The 16,741-nt window shown below is 59.2% G+C and carries 14 protein-coding genes; 9 read left to right on the plus strand and 5 right to left on the minus strand.

Features of this window, described 5'->3' with window-relative positions; translation table 11 throughout:
* Positions 1–211: 211 nt before the first annotated feature.
* Positions 212–1,222 (minus strand): site-specific integrase, encoded by a 1,011-nt coding sequence (locus ACEW8G_RS00520; protein WP_373486499.1) that lies wholly within the window; start codon positions 1,220–1,222, stop codon positions 212–214.
* Positions 1,223–1,410: 188 nt separating this feature from the next.
* Here ACEW8G_RS00520 and ACEW8G_RS00525 point away from each other — a divergent pair, with 188 nt between their 5' ends.
* Positions 1,411–2,355: a hypothetical protein gene (locus ACEW8G_RS00525; RefSeq protein WP_373486500.1), complete on the plus strand. Its 945-nt coding sequence runs from the start codon at positions 1,411–1,413 to the stop codon at positions 2,353–2,355.
* Here ACEW8G_RS00525 and ACEW8G_RS00530 read toward each other — a convergent pair.
* The 3 genes from ACEW8G_RS00530 to ACEW8G_RS00540 form a co-directional block, all read right to left on the minus strand.
* Complete coding sequence (locus ACEW8G_RS00530) at positions 2,315–3,334, minus strand: ParB/RepB/Spo0J family partition protein (protein ID WP_054590507.1); 1,020 nt, start codon at positions 3,332–3,334, stop codon at positions 2,315–2,317. The genes ACEW8G_RS00525 and ACEW8G_RS00530 overlap by 41 nt on opposite strands.
* Before the next feature lie 47 nt (positions 3,335–3,381).
* Entirely contained in the window at positions 3,382–4,584 is a 1,203-nt protein-coding gene (locus ACEW8G_RS00535) for an AAA family ATPase (RefSeq protein ID WP_058456845.1), read from the minus strand.
* A 169-nt stretch (positions 4,585–4,753) separates the two neighbouring features.
* Positions 4,754–5,833 (minus strand): replication initiation protein, encoded by a 1,080-nt coding sequence (locus ACEW8G_RS00540; protein WP_373486510.1) that lies wholly within the window; start codon positions 5,831–5,833, stop codon positions 4,754–4,756.
* A 659-nt stretch (positions 5,834–6,492) separates the two neighbouring features.
* Between ACEW8G_RS00540 and ACEW8G_RS00545 the strand changes: the two genes are divergently transcribed.
* From ACEW8G_RS00545 to ACEW8G_RS00575, 7 genes are all read left to right on the plus strand, one after another.
* Positions 6,493–6,813, plus strand: a complete 321-nt coding sequence (locus ACEW8G_RS00545) for a WGR domain-containing protein (protein WP_373486501.1) — start codon at positions 6,493–6,495, stop codon at positions 6,811–6,813.
* Positions 6,814–6,928: 115 nt separating this feature from the next.
* Positions 6,929–11,146, plus strand: coding sequence for a strawberry notch-like NTP hydrolase domain-containing protein (locus ACEW8G_RS00550; protein ID WP_373486502.1), 4,218 nt, complete (start codon positions 6,929–6,931; stop codon positions 11,144–11,146).
* A 464-nt stretch (positions 11,147–11,610) separates the two neighbouring features.
* Positions 11,611–13,116 (plus strand): serine hydrolase domain-containing protein, encoded by a 1,506-nt coding sequence (locus ACEW8G_RS00555; RefSeq protein ID WP_373486503.1) that lies wholly within the window; start codon positions 11,611–11,613, stop codon positions 13,114–13,116.
* Between the two features lie 31 nt (positions 13,117–13,147).
* Entirely contained in the window at positions 13,148–13,522 is a 375-nt protein-coding gene (locus ACEW8G_RS00560; protein WP_373486504.1) for a DUF6249 domain-containing protein, read from the plus strand.
* Complete coding sequence (locus tag ACEW8G_RS00565) at positions 13,515–14,090, plus strand: RNA polymerase sigma factor (RefSeq protein WP_373486505.1); 576 nt, start codon at positions 13,515–13,517, stop codon at positions 14,088–14,090. Before ACEW8G_RS00560 ends, ACEW8G_RS00565 begins: the two co-directional genes overlap by 8 nt.
* Complete coding sequence (locus ACEW8G_RS00570; protein ID WP_373486506.1) at positions 14,087–14,416, plus strand: hypothetical protein; 330 nt, start codon at positions 14,087–14,089, stop codon at positions 14,414–14,416. Before ACEW8G_RS00565 ends, ACEW8G_RS00570 begins: the two co-directional genes overlap by 4 nt.
* 177 nt (positions 14,417–14,593) lie before the next feature.
* Entirely contained in the window at positions 14,594–14,974 is a 381-nt protein-coding gene (locus ACEW8G_RS00575) for a VOC family protein (RefSeq protein WP_373486507.1), read from the plus strand.
* A gap of 96 nt (positions 14,975–15,070) precedes the next feature.
* Here the strand turns inward: ACEW8G_RS00575 and ACEW8G_RS00580 are convergent, their stop codons facing one another.
* A complete protein-coding gene (locus ACEW8G_RS00580) occupies positions 15,071–15,787 on the minus strand; it encodes a crotonase/enoyl-CoA hydratase family protein (protein WP_373486508.1) in 717 nt (238 codons plus the stop codon).
* Between the two features lie 218 nt (positions 15,788–16,005).
* Between ACEW8G_RS00580 and ACEW8G_RS00585 the strand changes: the two genes are divergently transcribed.
* Positions 16,006–16,741, plus strand: a 736-nt coding sequence (locus ACEW8G_RS00585; protein ID WP_373486509.1) for an FAD-dependent oxidoreductase, incomplete at its 3' end; no start/stop codon positions are given.

Genomic DNA, 16,741 nt, shown 5'->3' on the forward strand with positions numbered 1-16,741 from the left:
TCAATGCCATCTTCCGTTGGCGCTTACCATACCGGCCCAAACCCAGACGCAACAAGGAGTGCCGGCGCGGCGACTTGAAAGGCCGGTTTCGGGACGACCGGTCATTCGCGACATAGTGGTTGATCGGCAGAAAAGTCCCACTTGAAGACATTGCGAACCAGTGCTAGTCTTCGTGAGAGAACAATGCATCCCCGAAATTCTCACAGTTTGGCTACAAAAAGCTCTCGCCTGCATGGTTGTCGAACAGAGCAGCATCACGAACATATCCAAGCAGCACCTCGACCTTTTTCTGCCGCGACACCTCCTGCATCTTCGGTAATGAGGCCCCCGCCTTGGCAGCTTCGGTCAGGAATCCGGACCGCAGGGAGTGCGCACCGACTGCGGCGGGATCGAGTCCAACCTTGTCCGCATAGCGCTGGATCAACCGCGCCACCGAGCGATCCGACATCGCCTCTCTAGTCATCACGCCCTGCGCGTCGGTCCGGTAGAACAGCGGACCAGCCTCCCCTCGCCTGATGCTAAGCCATTCGTTAAGCCGCGCGCCGGGCTTGAGCACTTTACCCGACGGAACAGCAATTACCTGCCCTCCCCCTTCCTGATCGGTCTTGGAATGCCGGATCGTCAACTTGAGTCCTTCCCGTACCAGCTCGAGGTCAGCCAGCTGCAGCGCGACCAGTTCGGAACGCCGCAGCGCCGCCGCCAGCCCAAGTGCCATCACGGCCCGGTCGCGGATCGCTCGAGGACTCTGGCCTTCGGCAGCTGCGATCATTCGGGCCAGATCAGCGGCCAGAATTGCGCTCTTCTTGCGCGTCGGCCGCGCACGCTGCTCGCGCCGGATCCCCGCAAGTGTATCGGCAATCACATCGCGCGGATCGCGATGCTGGGGCGCAACCTGCCCTGCTTGCCGATGATGCCAGGCGATGGCCGCTAGATGCCGACCAATTGTACTGTCCGCCCTGCCCGCCTGCGCCAACGAGGCAAGGTATGTGGCCACTGCCTCCGGCATAGCCGGCATAGGCTCAAGATCGCGCACCCAGCACCATTCTTCGAACTGCCGCCAGTCGCTGTCATAGGCTCGGACAGTATTGGCCGCCTTGGAGCGCGCGCGGTATGAGCGGGCCGCTTCGATCTCTGCCGCGAGCTGCGGCGGGATCGCATTCCCCAAGGGCGCGAGCGCAGCCTCATCTGAGAGCCCCAAAGCCTTGCTGTTGTCATTATCCAAGGCGACACTCCTCCAGCTTCAATGCCGCTGCTGTGCCCTACCCTTGCCTTCGGGCCGGGGCGACATTGCAGCGAATTTCGTCTGCTTTATATAGAATAGCGTGTCGTCCGTGAAGGGCTCTTATCGGACAGCGAAAGCACCGTACAAGCTGGGTATACTTTTTTAGCCATTTATATACTATCTGGCTGATGGTATTTGACCCAGCATCCTGGCAACTGACGCTTGCGCGCATCGAAGGCGCCCTCCCCTTCATCTCGCCCGAGCTGTCCGAATGCCTTGCGCTGGCCTCACTCCGGCGCCTCTGGCGCGTGCATGTGCGCGATTATCCGTTTGATAATCTTGGAATTGAACACAATCCGGGGCTTGAGGCCGACGAGCTTGTGCGCTCGTGGTATTCCGAAGAACGCCGTCAATTCTTGTCGTGGATCAGCCGGCGAGGTCACCCTCCCCTCGCCCATGCCGCCAAGCTGGCCATGGCCACCAAAAGTCACACCGAAGGGTTCAGCGAGACATACAGGCCCGCCGATCGCGCGCTCGAGCGGCTCGATGTACTGCTGCCGACCCGCGATCCGATGGGCACCCTCCTTGAATGGCTGGGGGAACTGCGAACTGAGGAAATCGACTTTCTTGAAGGCGGCAGCGAGATGGTCCAGGTCAGTGGGTTCGCGGTCACACGTTCGGCGCCCCGGGGGGCGGCCTGGGCTGCGTCGCTTGCGGTCGCCATGCGGCCACACTTGTTTGGGCTGGGGTCGGCTCCAATGGCGCTTGCTGGGGTCATGCCGCGGGCTGTGTTTCGTGAACTCCATGAAGAGCCCTTGCCCGTTGTGCTTCGCGCGGCGCTTCAGGTAGCCAGCGAAAAGGCTGAGGTCGATTTGCGCTTCCTGCGAAGGGCTGTCGTTCGGGCCGACGAAGTACTTTCTGGGCTGTACGCCTCTTCGACTGCTCCGCAAACCTGGAGAATGATCGTCAGCTTGGGCCCACTTACCCGAGCTGAGCTCGCTCGGGGACGGGGTGTAACAAAGCGCACCGCTTCTCAATCGGTAGCTTCACTTCAGGCGGCAAGTATGGTGCTCCTTCGGCAGACCGACGGCGCTATATTGCCGGCCAGTGCTGATCTAGAACGGCGCGAATAGCCTCTTCCGCTTCCTGCCGTGTCGCGCCGCCCTTATTCAGCAACGTGACACGGACGCCCTTACGGTCAGCCCCATCGATCCGAAGCACTGGCTTCCCACTGGCACTGGCCACGGTTTCAGGCTTTCCTGACTTCTTGGGGGATCCTGACTTCTTGGGGGGGTCTGCCGCGAGAGCGAGCGCCTTGATCACCTCAATCACAGACATCGACTTGCCAGTCTGCTCGCGCTCTGCAGCAAGACGTTCCGCCTCACGGAAGGCGCGCTCCCGTCGATCCTCAGGCTTGAGGAGCGCTTTGAGCGCAATCGCATTGCGAATGCCAAGCTCCTGCGGATTGGCAAATGCCCTGGTCAGCCCATCTGGCAGCCGTGCCAGATCGAGATACCGCGTTAGCCAGCTTTCGGAGACTTTAAGCCTTTCCGCCATCGTCTTCTGCCGACCATCGTAATAGGCCGTCAGGGCGCGCAGATAGTCTTTTGCGCGTTCGAGATCGGTAAGATCATCCCTCGCCCGGTTTTCAATGTCCGCGAGCCTGAAGGCCTCTTCATCGCCCATCTCGCGTACGTCGACGAGAAACTTAAAGTCTGGATAGTTGTGCGAGCGCAGCCAGCTGATCGACCAGTGTCGGCGCGCTCCGCAAATGACCTCAAACTCAAACCCGTCATCTCCTGATAGGCGACGGACGATCGCGGGTATCTCCTGCCGCCCTTGAGCCTTGATACTCTCAATAAGGTCCGCGCAGCGTTCCTCATTAAGCAGAGCATAGTCGCGGTTATGGCCTGCCCACATCCGACACTTTGCTGGGTCAACAAGCTCATGTGTGCGAGAAACAATCGCTCCCGACGCCAGGTCAGCAAGACGGTTTGAACGCCCCGTAAGCACGTTTGAGGCAATGCTCGATCTACGAGGGGCAGCAGTATCCTCGGTCAGGTCAATACCTGCCGCCAGATCAGCCGCAAAACCACTGTTCTTCCTACTCATGCAAGCCTCCCATTAGCAGAATTGCACGCGTGCAATTTTCCAGCGGCTCATACCAAAGCCTCCTGGCGGAGGCGCTTCTGATGACTGGGCCACATCGATCGAATATCAACTTCGATTTCCGAATTCACGCCATCAAGATAGTTCAGGCAACGGTTGCGAACCGCCGAGCTCGTGGCAGGGCCATCAAGCTCATAGACTGTCATCAGCCGCGCCGTAGCATTGTCGATCTCGGCCGAGTCCTTGAGAGGCGTGCGAACCATCGCATGCCCGAATAGCGTCCGCATCAGCTGCAACAGCTCTTTCTGCATCGATTTATTCTCATCGACCTTGGACGCAACAAAGCGGAGGAACTTCAATTCTGGAGCGAGACCACGGTCTGCCAGCTGCTCAATCGTTTCATCTAGCATCGAGAGGAATGCAGCCGTCGAGGAGAAATCCATAACAGTCGGCGGTACCGGCACAACCAATGCGTTAGCAGCCCGCAGCACGGACAGCGAGATCGCCCCGAGGGCCGGCGGCGGATCCATCACCACGACATCGAACCGATCCGATATACTCTCGATTCCCTCCTTCAGGCGGTCAAGAAGCGCGCCGTTCCCCTGTGCCATCCGTGCGGCTAGTTCGTATTCGGAGTTGAACAAACGAAGGTTGGCGGGAATGAGCTCCAGACCGTCGAAGTGAGTCTTGCGGAGCGCGTAGTCCAGAGATGATCGCTCCCCCTCACGAAGGAACGGATAAAGGGTATCATCTTCGGTGAGGTCGAGATCGGGCACATACCCAAAAAGGGTCGTCGCCGAGGCTTGGCTATCGCAATCGACGAGCGCAACACGGTAGCCTCTGATGGCCAGATACTGAGCGAGGTGAACGGCCAAAGTCGACTTACCAACACCTCCCTTGAAGTTCTGAACAGCCACGACACAGCAGGGATCGTTTGGAGCCCGATAGGGTCTTGTCCCGAACACGCCGCGCATGTCGTTCAGCTGGGCAAGCGTATATCTCTCTCGCCTGTTGTTATCGGTCCTCGCAGGCTCTGGCAGGCGGCCGTCCTTTTCCGCATCACGGATAGCAGCCGGCGTGCGGCCCACAAGTTCGGCCGCTTTCCCGATTGTAAAGGTTGGCTCGCGCCGGTCATCTGCCCTAGCGCTTCGCGCGGAATCCCGGAGCTTTTCGAGTACCGAGGAGGTTCGACTGGCCAGCGTCGCGACCGAGACCAACCGCTCGGCTTCTTCAATCTGAAGTCCGTTTGACACATGCCTTCCTTTCGCAATTTTGCATGTGCTACACCGACTTGCGCTTTTCGGTCAAGAAAATCAGGAATTTCGAAAGTTGGAGCGCGTTATCGGTGAGAAATCTGGGCCGCCGCGCCCTATCCTGACTCGGTGGGGGCTTCGAAAATTGCACGCGTGCAATTTCTGCCGTTCAGGGTCGGCCCCGGCGATTGAACCACCCCTCACAAAACCCTTTCCAGGCGGCGATCAACTTCGCACCGCGAAGCTTCTCCAAACGCTCACCCATATGCTCGCGAAAGCCGTTGGCGATCAGATCTACGTCCCAACCACCGCCATGTCTGCGGCCAATCTCAAGGAGGTCGTCATGACCAAAGCGCAGCGTTCCCACTGGAAATGTCGCCTCGGATGGCTTCTTGGCTGAGACTGCTCCACGCGGTGCCGGAATAGCCCCCTGCCCCACTGTAACGCTCTCTACAGCCCCTTCACGCCTCGCCTGGCGTCCAGCTGAATGACGATCAAGCTCGTCGACAGTCTCAAGCACCTCCGGCGCGCCTTTGGACTCGAACCGGAACTCGATCTCCGTGACTGTTCGACCCTGCCTGATTTCCCGCCACTCAACACGGAAGTGAGCAAGCTGGTCAATTTCGGATTTCGCCTTCTCCAACACTTTGCGTCGAAGCTGAGCGAAGTCTGTGTAGACATCGGGAGGAATACCCAGTGCGGCGCGCAGCGCCTGCATGTCTCCACGCCAAGTGGCCTGTCTGCGATGAAGTCGGAGAGCTCCGAGCTCATACAGCTTCAAGGCGTAGTTCGAACGAAAGCCAAGCACCGCTTGCCGATTGAGCACAGCATAGGTTTCTGATGCCTGGATGAGCTTGCGAGCATCAGGAGTGAATTCCCACTCGATCCAACCAGTCTCGCCGCCCTCCTCATCTGTCTCCTCCTTCGACCGCGAGATCAAGGAGAACAGGAGCGTCGCCTTCTTTCCCCGCCAGGATTTGTCGTCGACGGCAAACAGCGTTCGATGCAGTTCCTGAAGCATGTCGGTAATCCGCTCGTTGCCCTTGTGGCCTCGCCGAATGTCCGCCTTACGTATGCGGTGAGGGCGATCCTCCCAGGCGTCACCCCCAGCTGTAAGGATCATGAGAGCGAGTAGTCGCGAAGCTGTCAGACTGAGCGATTCGCCTTTGACAAACTTGATTTCGATGATGCTGCCTGGCTTGGCGAACTCGTCGCCGCCCTTTGCCTTCAACGCGGCAGCAACCCGCATCGCACGGCCAGGGGATCCTTCCTCAGGCTTCTCTTCAGGAGCCTCGGCTATTGGGCTAACATCCGTTTCCATGCCATATTGCGATCAAAGCTTGATTCTTGGTGTGCTGATTGCTGCCTGACCTGACCTCATCAGTCAAGTCAGGTCAGGATCAAGAGATGGCCGCAGCCCCCAAGAGGTCAGGATTGAGTCGGTCGGATCGCGGGTCTGAATCACCCAAGAAACCGCGAGTCGCTAGGTTCCCCAGCAGGGCTTGAAATCGCGCTTGATTTTGATGCCTGCGAGACCCAAAAATCTAACGAAGCGGGCGACGCATCAACATCTGGACGGCTGCCCCCAAAAGGTCAGGAAGGCCCCAGAAGGTCAGGTGAGTTCCCCCGGCAAGTCAGGGTTAAGCCCCCGGCAAGTCAGGTAAAATCCCCCAACTGGTCAGGCAAACCAGCGTAGACAACTGATTTCACTACCAATTTACGCCCCGAATCTGAATCTTTAGAATCATGAATCCTTCCGCTGCAAGCAGCGGCGTTTTTTTATGATTGTTTTTGGAGATTACGAGACGTCGCGAGGAGCATTCTCGGCTCAGACCAACGAAACGTCCATGCACCCATTCTAAAACACGATGCAGTCATCAATCGACTCAATGAATCACAGGCACTTCTATGATTCAGATTTCCAGTTGGACCGAATGCTCAGCGTTCTGCCACCAGTTCCGCATGAAGACGCCGAAAAACCAGTCGTGGCATTGGCAAGCCATCGACCCTTCACGGAACGTCGCGCGTGACTATCATCTCTGGATCGAGACCGATCTGTTTGGCTGGACAACGGTTGAGCGTCGCTGGGGACGAATCGGTACAAGAGGGCAGGGGGTGACAACCAGCTTTCCGGACAGAAGAGAGGCCGACACAATCGCACGACAGATACGTGCGCGTCGCGAAAACGCCTTCAAGCGGATTGGTGTTCGCTACCAAACAGTCGAATAACCTTCCTCGACCAGCGAGGGGCTCTTCGGGACTGGAGACTTCTCCATAGAACTCCTCAGTTTCGCCAAAGGGGGAGGGGGGATGGCCTGATGCGGTTCAGCATCAGGAGCAGACCATGACCGACCTTTTTGAACAATCCAGCCAGAAGCTGGACGCAGCAATCACTGAAATCCAGCGCGCCATCGCCACCGGACTGGCGAACAAGCAACGCCTGTTTGACACGATGCGCCAGCTCTACGGGGAGGGCTCCGCAAACGGCGCCTGGAGGCAAAGGGACGCTTTTGACCTGCTCGAGGCGGCATTGACGCGCCACATGGCCGGACTGCTGAACAAACCTCAGACGCTGACCCAGATTTCGGAGATCAGTGCGCTTATCGAGGCACTGCCAACACATACGGTCAGAAGTGAAGACCAGATCAGGTACCAGCAATTCTCGACGCCCGCAGACCTCGCAGCGCTATCCGTGATTTTGGCGCAGCCACTCGCAACCGATATCGTTCTTGAACCGAGCGCCGGACATGGCGCCCTGGTAGCAACTCTGCCCAATGTCAGCGCATTGCATCTCAACGAAATCGACCCGCGCAGGCGTGAGAAGCTAGCACTGCTGTATCCCGATGCCACCACAACAGGGATCGATGGAGCCATGCTGGCTTCCCATCTCGACGCGGCTATGCAGCCAAGCCTGATCCTGATGAACCCGCCGTTCTCTCGGTCAATGGGACGAGGGGCAGACGAGTTCGCAGCGGTGCGTCACCTGCGCGCTGCCATAACGCGCCTTAGGCAAGGGGGGCGGATCGTCGCGATCATGCCGGACTGGTTCACGACGAGCGCAAAGCTTGCAAAAATCTACGAAGACACCTTTGCCTCTTGCACGGTCCGCACATCCATCCGGCTCGATAAATGCTATCACAAACAGGGCACCAACGTGGCCGTGCGCTTGTACGTGATCGACAAGATCCCGGGGCAGATCAGACCTGCAGTTTTGGCGCGGGAGACAGTTGCAGACGTCGCGTCTGCGGTTCCAATCATCAAACGCGTGACAGCCCAGCCCGACTGCGAACCGCGCGCGGTGCCGCCGAAAGTAAAGCCGGGTGCGCTCTTCAAATCCATGCGGGCAACGCCGATCACAAAGCCCGTCAAAGCGAGGGCAGCCCAAACCCCCAAGATCGAAGCACTGGCGTTCAGTACCTTGGACAAGCCGCGCGTTCTCGGTGAGCAAAGCGGGGTCTACATCCCGTACCGGCCAAGCCGGGTCGACATTGTTGGTGCACGCGAACATCCGACGCCGCTCGTCGAGAGCGTGGCCATGGGCTCGATCCCGGCACCAATCCCGGATTATGTCCCGGCGCTGCAGGATCGGGTCTTGCAGGAAAGCCTGCTATCCGAGGCCCAGATCGAAACTGTCATCTATGCCGGGAACGCGTGGCAGCAGTATCTGCATGGCCTGTTCGTTCCAGCTGAAGAAGGCGTTGGCCTGCAACTCGACGAGCATGGGCGCGCCTACCGCAAAGGCTATTTCCTTGGCGATGGCACGGGGGCAGGGAAGGGCAGGCAGATCGCCGCCTGCATCCTTGATGGCTGGCTTGCGGGACGCCGCAAGGCCATCTGGATCTCGAAGAACGAAAGCCTGCTCGAAGACGCGCGCCGCGACTGGAGCGCTATCGGAGGGCTAGCGGCCGACATTCAGCCGCTTTCCAACTGGAAGATCGATCAGGCGGTTCCGTTTCGCGAAGGGATCCTGTTCGTCCCCTACCCGACCCTTCGCAGCCAGCGTCAGGACGCCACCCGCCTGAAGCAGCTGCTCGATTGGGCGGGCGAGGATTTCGAAGGTGTCATCGCCTTCGATGAGAGCCACGAGATGGGCGGTGTTGCAGGGGGCGAGGGCGCCCGCGGCACGAAAAGCGGATCGCTGCAGGGCATCGCCGGCGTGCTGCTGCAAAACAATTTGCCCGATGCCCGGGTTCTCTACGCCTCTGCGACTGGGGCCTCGGAGGTCAACAACCTTGCCTATGCCGTACGCCTCGGTCTGTGGGGGCCCGGCACTGCGTTTGCCAACAGGGAAGATTTCATCAGCCAGATCAGGGCAGGGGGCATCGCTGCCATGGAACTCGTGTCGCGGGACCTCAAGGCACTTGGCCTCTATCAGGCGCGCGCACTCAGCTTTGCCGGCGTCGAATACGACGTCCTGAAACATGATCTGACCGCCGAACAGATCGCCGTCTACGACACTTATGCCGACGCCTGGGCGATCATTCATCAGAACCTTGAGGAGGCGCTGGAGCTGACCGGTGTCGTCGACGAAATCGATGGCGCAACCCTCAACAGCGGTGCGAAAGCCGCAGCGCGAAGCCGGTTTGAAAGCACCAAGCAGCGGTTCTTCAACCAATTGCTGCTGTCGATGAAGCTGCCAACGCTCATTGCTGCCATCAATCTCCATCTGGACCGCGATGAGGTGGTCGTCGTTCAACTGGTTTCGACCGCCGAAAGCATCCTCGATCGCCGTCTCGATAGCCTCTCGCCAGAAGAGCGCGCGGAGCTCGACCTTGACCTCAGTCCGCTCGACGCCGTGATCGAGTACCTTGAGCGCGCCTTCCCCACGCAACAGATGCAGGTATTCGTCGATGATACCGGCACCCAGCGCTCGGCACCGATGTTCGACGAAGAGGGCCGTCCAGTCCACAACCAGACTGCGATCGCCCGCCGCGGCGAGATGATCGAGCACCTGTGTGCCATGCCGCCGATCAAGCCAGCGCTGGACGGGATCATCGAGCACTATGGACCGGAGAAGGTCGCCGAGGTGACCGGGCGCAGTAAGCGGCTCATAACCCAGAGCGACGGCCAGCAGCGGCTCGAGACCCGCTCGCCGCGGACGAACCAGTCCGAGACTGACCAGTTCATGGATGGCAGGAAGCCAATCCTTGTCTTCAGCGACGCGGGCGGCACCGGGCGATCGTACCATGCCAGCCTTGACGCAGCGTGCCAGAAGCGGCGCATCCACTTCCTGCTTGAGCCGGGATGGCGAGCCGACCGAGCCATCCAGGGGCTGGGCCGAACGCACCGGACCCATCAAGCCAACACACCGCTGTTCCGGCCGGTGACCACGAACTGCAAGGGGGAACTGCGGTTCACCAGCACCATTGCGCGCAGGCTCGACAGCCTGGGGGCGCTGACGCGGGGCCAACGCCAGACGGGCGGCCAGAACCTCTTTGACCCTGCCGACAATCTCGAAAGCGAATATGCCAAGGCGGCTCTCTCGACCTGGTTTGCCTTGCTGGCGGACGGCAAGCTCAAGAGCGCAACACTGATCGATTTCCAGCGCCGCAGCGGGCTCAAGATTCTCTCGGAAGACGGCATTCTCGAAGAGGACTTGCCCCCGATCCAGCGCTGGCTCAACCGCATCCTCGCGCTGCCGATCGGAATGCAAAATGCGATCTTCGAGGAGTTTCTGGGGTTGGTCGAGGCGCGGGTGTCGGCTGCGCGCGAGGCCGGTTCGCTCGATGTTGGCGTCGAAACGCTGCGGGTCGAACAGGCCGAGGTTGTCGAAGACATAGTCCTGCGGACCGACGGGCGAACCGGTGCCACGTCGCACTTGCTGCAGCTGGTTCTCAAGACGAGAGCACGGCCGATCTCCCTTGAGCGTGTCCTTGAGCGTCGCGACTACGCTGACGGCTGCATTCTGCTCCAAAACACCAAGAGCGGGAAAGCAGCCCTGGCCGAACCTTCGCGGCACTTCATGACCGAACAGGGCGAACTCATCAGGCGGGTTATCCTCCACCGTCCGCTCCGGCGCGAATACCACCACTTCGATGACCTTGCTGAATCAGCATGGGAGGAGGCCCCCCGCCGGACTTTCGAGAAGCTGTGGCACAGCGAGGTTGCGGAGCTTGCCGAACGGCTCACCACAGAGACCGTGTACCTCGCGACCGGACTTCTCCTTCCGATCTGGTCGAGCCTGCCTATCGACTATCTGGAGGTCCGGCGCATCGTGGACGAGGAGGGCAGAAGCTGGCTTGGCCGCATGGTCCACGAACTCGACGTGGCGAAGCTGCTCGAGAAGTTCGATATTGCCTCCACCGTTGAACTGAGCCCGGATACGATCATCAGGGCGCTCGGCGACAGCCGGACAATCCCAATCAAGCAGCCGTTCGAGGCCACCATCAAATGCTCGCGCGTGGCAGGCGAGCAGCGCTATGAAATCGTGGGCGCACCTGTCGATCAGCTGCCCTGGCTGAAGAGCATCGGATGCTTCACGGAAATCATCTCGTTTCGCACGCGGGTGTTCATTCCGATGAAGGAAGCGCCGTCGATCATCGGCGCGCTGTTTCGAGCATGAGGGACATAAATGTTGGTAATAGTGATGCCGAATTTCTCGGATGAGGCCTAATGCTTCACGCCTCGCCAGAAACGCAACGACCGGTCAGCTGCTTTCCTCTTAGCGTACACCATCTGCTCTACAGGCTTAGCATGGCGACATCAACTGGGCCACTTGTTGAAAGGTAGCTCCCGGCTGGTGATGCAGGAAAGCCGCTTGTCGGCATTCAGTTGGCCATCTCGTAGCATTTTTGCGACTGCAAATGGTGGGAAACGGGCGCGCTTGATCACCAATTGCATACCGTGATCCACTACGGCTCAGTGCCGAAAAAGTGCGATATCGCAAAAGCTTACGCCTCGGTCCGCTGGGGGGGCACCATGCTCGCAACAAATTTTGTGAACGCGCTTGCATCCAAACGCCGTCAACAAAGCATCTAACCTGTCGAAACAGTTCAAGGCCCCCCCGGCCTTGACGGAGACTCGACTATGTTGCGATTTACGCGGAAAACCCTTCGCCCCTCATTACTGCTGGTGCCCTTGCTCGCTTGTGCTGCGGCGGTGTCCGGCTCGGCTTCCCTTGCCGGGCCGGTCAGCTCGACACTTCCCGATACGGAGGCGGGTCGGATCGGTGCAGCCGTGATCGCGCACATCAATTCGGATACGACTGAGGAGATCGGCGATTGGGTGTCGACCGTCCTGTCTCCCGCTTTTGACCCCGCTGCCAAGGGAGTGATCCTGGCCCAGCTTGCCGCCACGGTGCGCGACAGTGGTGGGGTGGACTTTGTCGATGCCCGGACCCAAGGCCCACCGGGAATGCTCGTCTTGACCATCAAGGGGCGGCGGACAGGAAAGCTGGTTGCGCTCGTGCTGTTTCCCGATCCGGAACAGTCTGGAACGCTGGCTATGGCCGATATGGTTCCGCTCGATGATCCCGCACTCTTTGCTGACTGGCCTGAAGTCGCCGCGTCGAAGGCTGAGATCGCTCGGCTAACCACTACTGCGTTGGATAAGCTGGTGCGCGATAATGATTTTTCTGGTTGCGTAATGATTACCGACGGCACCAAAACGGTGCTCGAAGAATGCCGCGGCCTGGCTGAGCGCCGTTTCAACGTCCCGGTGGATCGCCAGACCAAATTCCACATCGGCTCGATGAACAAGATGTTCACTGCTGTCGCCATTGCGCAACTGGTCGAGGCCGGGAAGTTGTCATGGGACGATAACTTGGGATTGCTGGTTCCGGAATATCCGGACCAGGCATCGGCTGGTAAAATCACCGTGTGGCAACTGCTGCACCATACATCGGGGCTAGGCGATTTCCTTGTCCCTGAACTTTACGAGCGCCGCGAGAAGTTCGTAGATCCTGAGGACTATCTTGGCCTGATCGCGCGCCAGCCCAAAGTTGGTGAGCCGGGCGCAGAGTGGAACTACAGCAATGCCGGCTTCATGCTGCTGGGCCGGATTATTGAGAACGTTTCGGGCGAAGGCTACTCCGACTACATCGGGCGCCATGTCTTTGCCCCTGCCGGTATGACAGCCAGCGGATACGACCGGGTGGACGATATTGTGTCGGGTCTCGCCGTCGGATACTACCGCGAAGGGCCGTTCTCCACCTCTTGGAAATCGGACTGGCTCAAGGTCCCCTATGCAGGCGGACCGGCGGGTGGCGGCTATTCCACCAATGCCGATCTGGTCCGATTTTCTGCGGCATTGCGCACGGGCAAGCTGGTTAAACCTGCAACTCTCGCGAAGATGTTTGCAGATCCCGTTCCCGCCGGGCCTGGTGGTTATGCCGCCGGTTTCGGTGATCGCCTCTCGCACGGGCGCCATATTCGCGGCCATGCAGGCGGACTCGAGGGCACGGATGCCAATTTGGCAATTGTCTGGGAAACCGGCGCTACTGTTGTATTGACCAGCAATCAGGGCCCGGGGCAATATTGGCTCTTTTCCGAACGCATCGCCGATTTGCTCGCCTCCCTCGGGCATAGGCCTTGATACCCATGCGATTTTTTCAGGAACAAGCTTGATGGAACTACTGTCGTTTTTCATTCCGACCGTGATCATGGTAACACCGATCGTCATCCTGCTGATCTTTCTGCGTCACCGGGCGCAGCAGACGCAGGTGCGTTATCGCACACTGCTCGCGTTGGCCGACAAAGGGGTGGAACTGTCGCATGATCTGCTCGCGCAGGCGCAGAATCCCGATGCCGATCGCCGCCGAGCACTGGTGCTGATAGGCGGCGCTGCCGGGGTGATGGCGATGGTCGTCGCGCTTCCCTTGGAGCTGCATGACGGCACGCGGATTTCTAGCTTTTGGGGGATCGGTCTGCTGCCGCTGATGACGGGGTTCGGCTACCTCGCAAGCTGGTGGTTGAACCGGCGTGACACCAGGCTTGGTTGATCAGCAGGTCGAAGCGCGGATCGACCAGACGCTGGTTGCGCGAGCGCTGCTTGCGGATGATCGAAGGGCGTTCGAACAGCTTGTTAGGCGCCATCAAGGGATGGTGCGCGCGCAGCTGCGTCGTCTCGTGCATGGCGACGCTGCTCGCGCAGACGACCTTGCGCAAGAGACGTTTCTACTCGCCTGGCGCAAGCTCCACCAGTTCCGCGGTGAAGCGCGTTTCGGTACCTGGCTCTATCGGATTGCCTATTCGTGCTTTCTGCAAGCCAATCACAGGCGGCGGCGCCCGGTGGGGGCATTCGTCGGCGACGCAAACGCGCCGCCGCTATCGGTCAGTGGGTCCGTTGAGCTGCGTCTCGATCTGGAACGCGCGCTCCAGAGCCTGTCCGACCCCGAACAGGCGGTGCTGCTTCATGTCGCGCAGCTCGGCCTTAGCCATGAGGAGGCCGCATATGTGTTATCCTTACCAGTCGGGACGGTGAAATCTCACATGCGGCGCGGCAAGGGCAAGTTGCGCGCGCTGCTAACCGATTGGCAGGATGCATCGCTGGAGGAGATCGGGTCATGAACGAAGAGATGGACAATGCCCTTGACCAGCTGTTGCGCGACCACGCGCCCGATCCCGTCGCGGACGATGGCTTCTGCGCCAGTTTGACCGAAAGCCTGCCGCCGCGCAAACCGCCGATCAAATGGCCGCTTGCAGTAGGCATCCTTGCCGGCATGCTAGCCTGTTGGCTCAGCGTGGGTACAGCGCCGATCGTCTTGAACGGTTGGCGTGACTGGATTGCGGGTGACCTCACTTCATCGGCGCTTGCGCTGATCGTTTTGCTCGTCGGGTTGGACCTGATGGCCCTGGCTTGGGTGCTCACCGACCGGGACGAGCCAGCTTTTTGACGCGGCGACCTCATGCCTCATCGGCGGGCAGCAAAATGGGTGGTCGCTGAACGGCAGTAGAGTCACTACGGGCCGATGAAGTCCGTCGTAAGGCGATCGACCAGAACCAGAAGCGGGCCCACAGGAGACTCTACCGCGCAACCGGTTCATCTGCTAGATCGCAAACATGAGGTGATTATGCGGATTGAAGCTCTGGACCATGTGCAACTTGCAATGCCTGTCGGCGAAGAGGAACTCGCTCGCCGCTTCTATTCGGATCTGCTTGGAATACCTGAAGTTCCAAAACCACCGCACTTAGCCAAACGTGGAGGATGCTGGTTTGAACGAGGCTCTTTGAAGGTGCATCTTGGGGTAGAATGTGAATTTCTCCCCGCCCGCAAAGCCCACCCGGCCTTCACCGTCACAGATTTGGCCTCACTGATCGCAATCCTGAAGGACGAGAACGTTGCCGTCGACGAAGATGAGCCGCTCTTTGGCTTTGAGCGCTGTTATGTGTCCGATCCATTCGGAAACAGAATTGAACTTCTCGAACCGATAGTGGCTCCGTTCCCAGGATAAGAAGCTATTCGCTGTTCCACCCCAGTTGTCGTTAAACCTCAGGTTTCCGCCATTACCGCAACGTGCGTTGGCCCATTTTCATGAACCATCATGTCCTCAACCCTTGATGCCGGGATGCTGGCGGTACGCTTCGATTGTGATTTCTCGGTCGATGGCCGATCTGATTGTCGCTATGGCTTCACTGCGCACGCGTGACTTGGTCAGTTGAAAGGCAGCGAGATCGACCGAGGCGAGATTTTCAGCGCGTTCCACCGCAGCGCGATCGATATCAGCAGCGGCGACCAAGCGGTCAATATAGCCTGCCTTCAAGGCTTCGTTCGGGTCCAGAAGTTCGCCTGTCGCAATACGATGGAAATAGTGCGGTGCAAGCGTGGTCCGGGCTAGCTCGATCGCAAAGGACGGTATGGCTATGCCAATTGCAACCTCGTTCAGCCCAATGTGATAGGGTCTATGAATACCGACACAGTAGTCGGAAGCAAGCATAAGGAATGCACCCATCGGATAAGCGTGGCCTGTGCAGGCAACAACAACCGGCTTCGGGAACGCGAAAAGACGAAGCGCAAGCTCGGCACCGAGCCGCATCATGGTGTGGATTTCCTCAGGATCGCGCCGCGAAAAAACTTGAAGATCAAAACCCGCAGAAAAGATGCCTTCACGGCCTGCGAGCAAAACAGCTCTCGCTTCCAGTTCGGCGCGGTCGAGCGCTTGGTGGATTGCAGCCAGCATTCGCGCGTTCATTACGTTGCGTTTGCCATCGTCGATACCGATCCGAGCAATCTCGCCGGAAAGATCATATGTTACGAGTTTTGTCATCGAACCTCATCCGTCGACAGTTGCCGGATGGTTACAGAGCATTGCGTTGAAACCAACGTTTGCGTCTTGCGATGCCTGAATTCGCAGAGTCAGGACCGCAAATTGCTGGCGAAAAAACGACTTACTGGGGATCCTAGCAGAGATTCAACTGCACGAGGTGTAAGGTTTGGATGGCTTGCCCGACAAGTACACACTGAACTCGAAAATCCGGTGCAAGAATGAAAAGGCGTGTTATCCTGGCAGGCGGCGGCCATGCGCATCTGGCTGTCCTTGCGGACTGGGCCGCGCGACCGCTGCCCGATGCGGAACAGTGGCTGGTTACGTCGTCGCGCCATACCGCCTATTCTGGGATGTTACCAGGCTGGCTGGCGGGGCATTATCGGGCACGGGATCTTCTGATCGATCTTGAGCCATTGGCCAAAAAGGCCGGAGCGAAACTGGTCATTGCGGATGTGGTTGGGCTCGATCCTGCCCACCAGATGCTGCGCCTGTCATCTGGTGAGCAGATTTGCTTCGATCTGTTGTCCCTAGCGACAGGAGGCGAAGCAGACATTTCCAGCCTCGCAACGCTTGGCGACAAGCTCTTGCCGGTAAGGCCAGTGGGCACATTCATGGAGCGGTGGTCGAACTTCCTAGAACGGCAACCGCTCGCCTCGACGATCAGCATTGCAGTAGTAGGCGGCGGCGCGGCAGGATTGGAAGTCGCATTGGGCGCCGATGCGGCGATCCGCCACTCGTGCAGAAACGCCCGGATTTCACTGGCAGCACCAGCGGACGGCTTCCTATCGGGCCATGCTCCAAAGGTGCGCAGGCGGGCCTTAGCAGAGCTAGCAAGACGGGGCATCACCGTACACTTAGCCCACGCAGCAGGCACAGAGGACGGCCTGCTCCTCTCTAATGGTGGCTATATCCCTGTTGATTGCGTCATCGCCGCAACGGGAAGTAGGGCACCGC

Origin of the sequence: Blastomonas sp. (assembly GCF_041747255.1) — a bacterium.
In the GTDB taxonomy this organism is placed as follows: domain Bacteria; phylum Pseudomonadota; class Alphaproteobacteria; order Sphingomonadales; family Sphingomonadaceae; genus Blastomonas.

Coding starts and splice junctions, on each gene's coding strand:
- ACEW8G_RS00525 (WP_373486500.1), top strand. CDS start 1,411: ATGGTATTTGACCCAGCATCCTGGCAACTGACGCTTGCGCGCATCGAA.
- ACEW8G_RS00530 (WP_054590507.1), bottom strand. CDS start 3,334: ATGAGTAGGAAGAACAGTGGTTTTGCGGCTGATCTGGCGGCAGGTATT.
- ACEW8G_RS00540 (WP_373486510.1), bottom strand. CDS start 5,833: ATGCGGGTTGCTGCCGCGTTGAAGGCAAAGGGCGGCGACGAGTTCGCC.
- ACEW8G_RS00545 (WP_373486501.1), top strand. CDS start 6,493: ATGATTCAGATTTCCAGTTGGACCGAATGCTCAGCGTTCTGCCACCAG.
- ACEW8G_RS00550 (WP_373486502.1), top strand. CDS start 6,929: ATGACCGACCTTTTTGAACAATCCAGCCAGAAGCTGGACGCAGCAATC.
- ACEW8G_RS00555 (WP_373486503.1), top strand. CDS start 11,611: ATGTTGCGATTTACGCGGAAAACCCTTCGCCCCTCATTACTGCTGGTG.
- ACEW8G_RS00560 (WP_373486504.1), top strand. CDS start 13,148: ATGGAACTACTGTCGTTTTTCATTCCGACCGTGATCATGGTAACACCG.
- ACEW8G_RS00570 (WP_373486506.1), top strand. CDS start 14,087: ATGAACGAAGAGATGGACAATGCCCTTGACCAGCTGTTGCGCGACCAC.
- ACEW8G_RS00575 (WP_373486507.1), top strand. CDS start 14,594: ATGCGGATTGAAGCTCTGGACCATGTGCAACTTGCAATGCCTGTCGGC.
- ACEW8G_RS00580 (WP_373486508.1), bottom strand. CDS start 15,787: ATGACAAAACTCGTAACATATGATCTTTCCGGCGAGATTGCTCGGATC.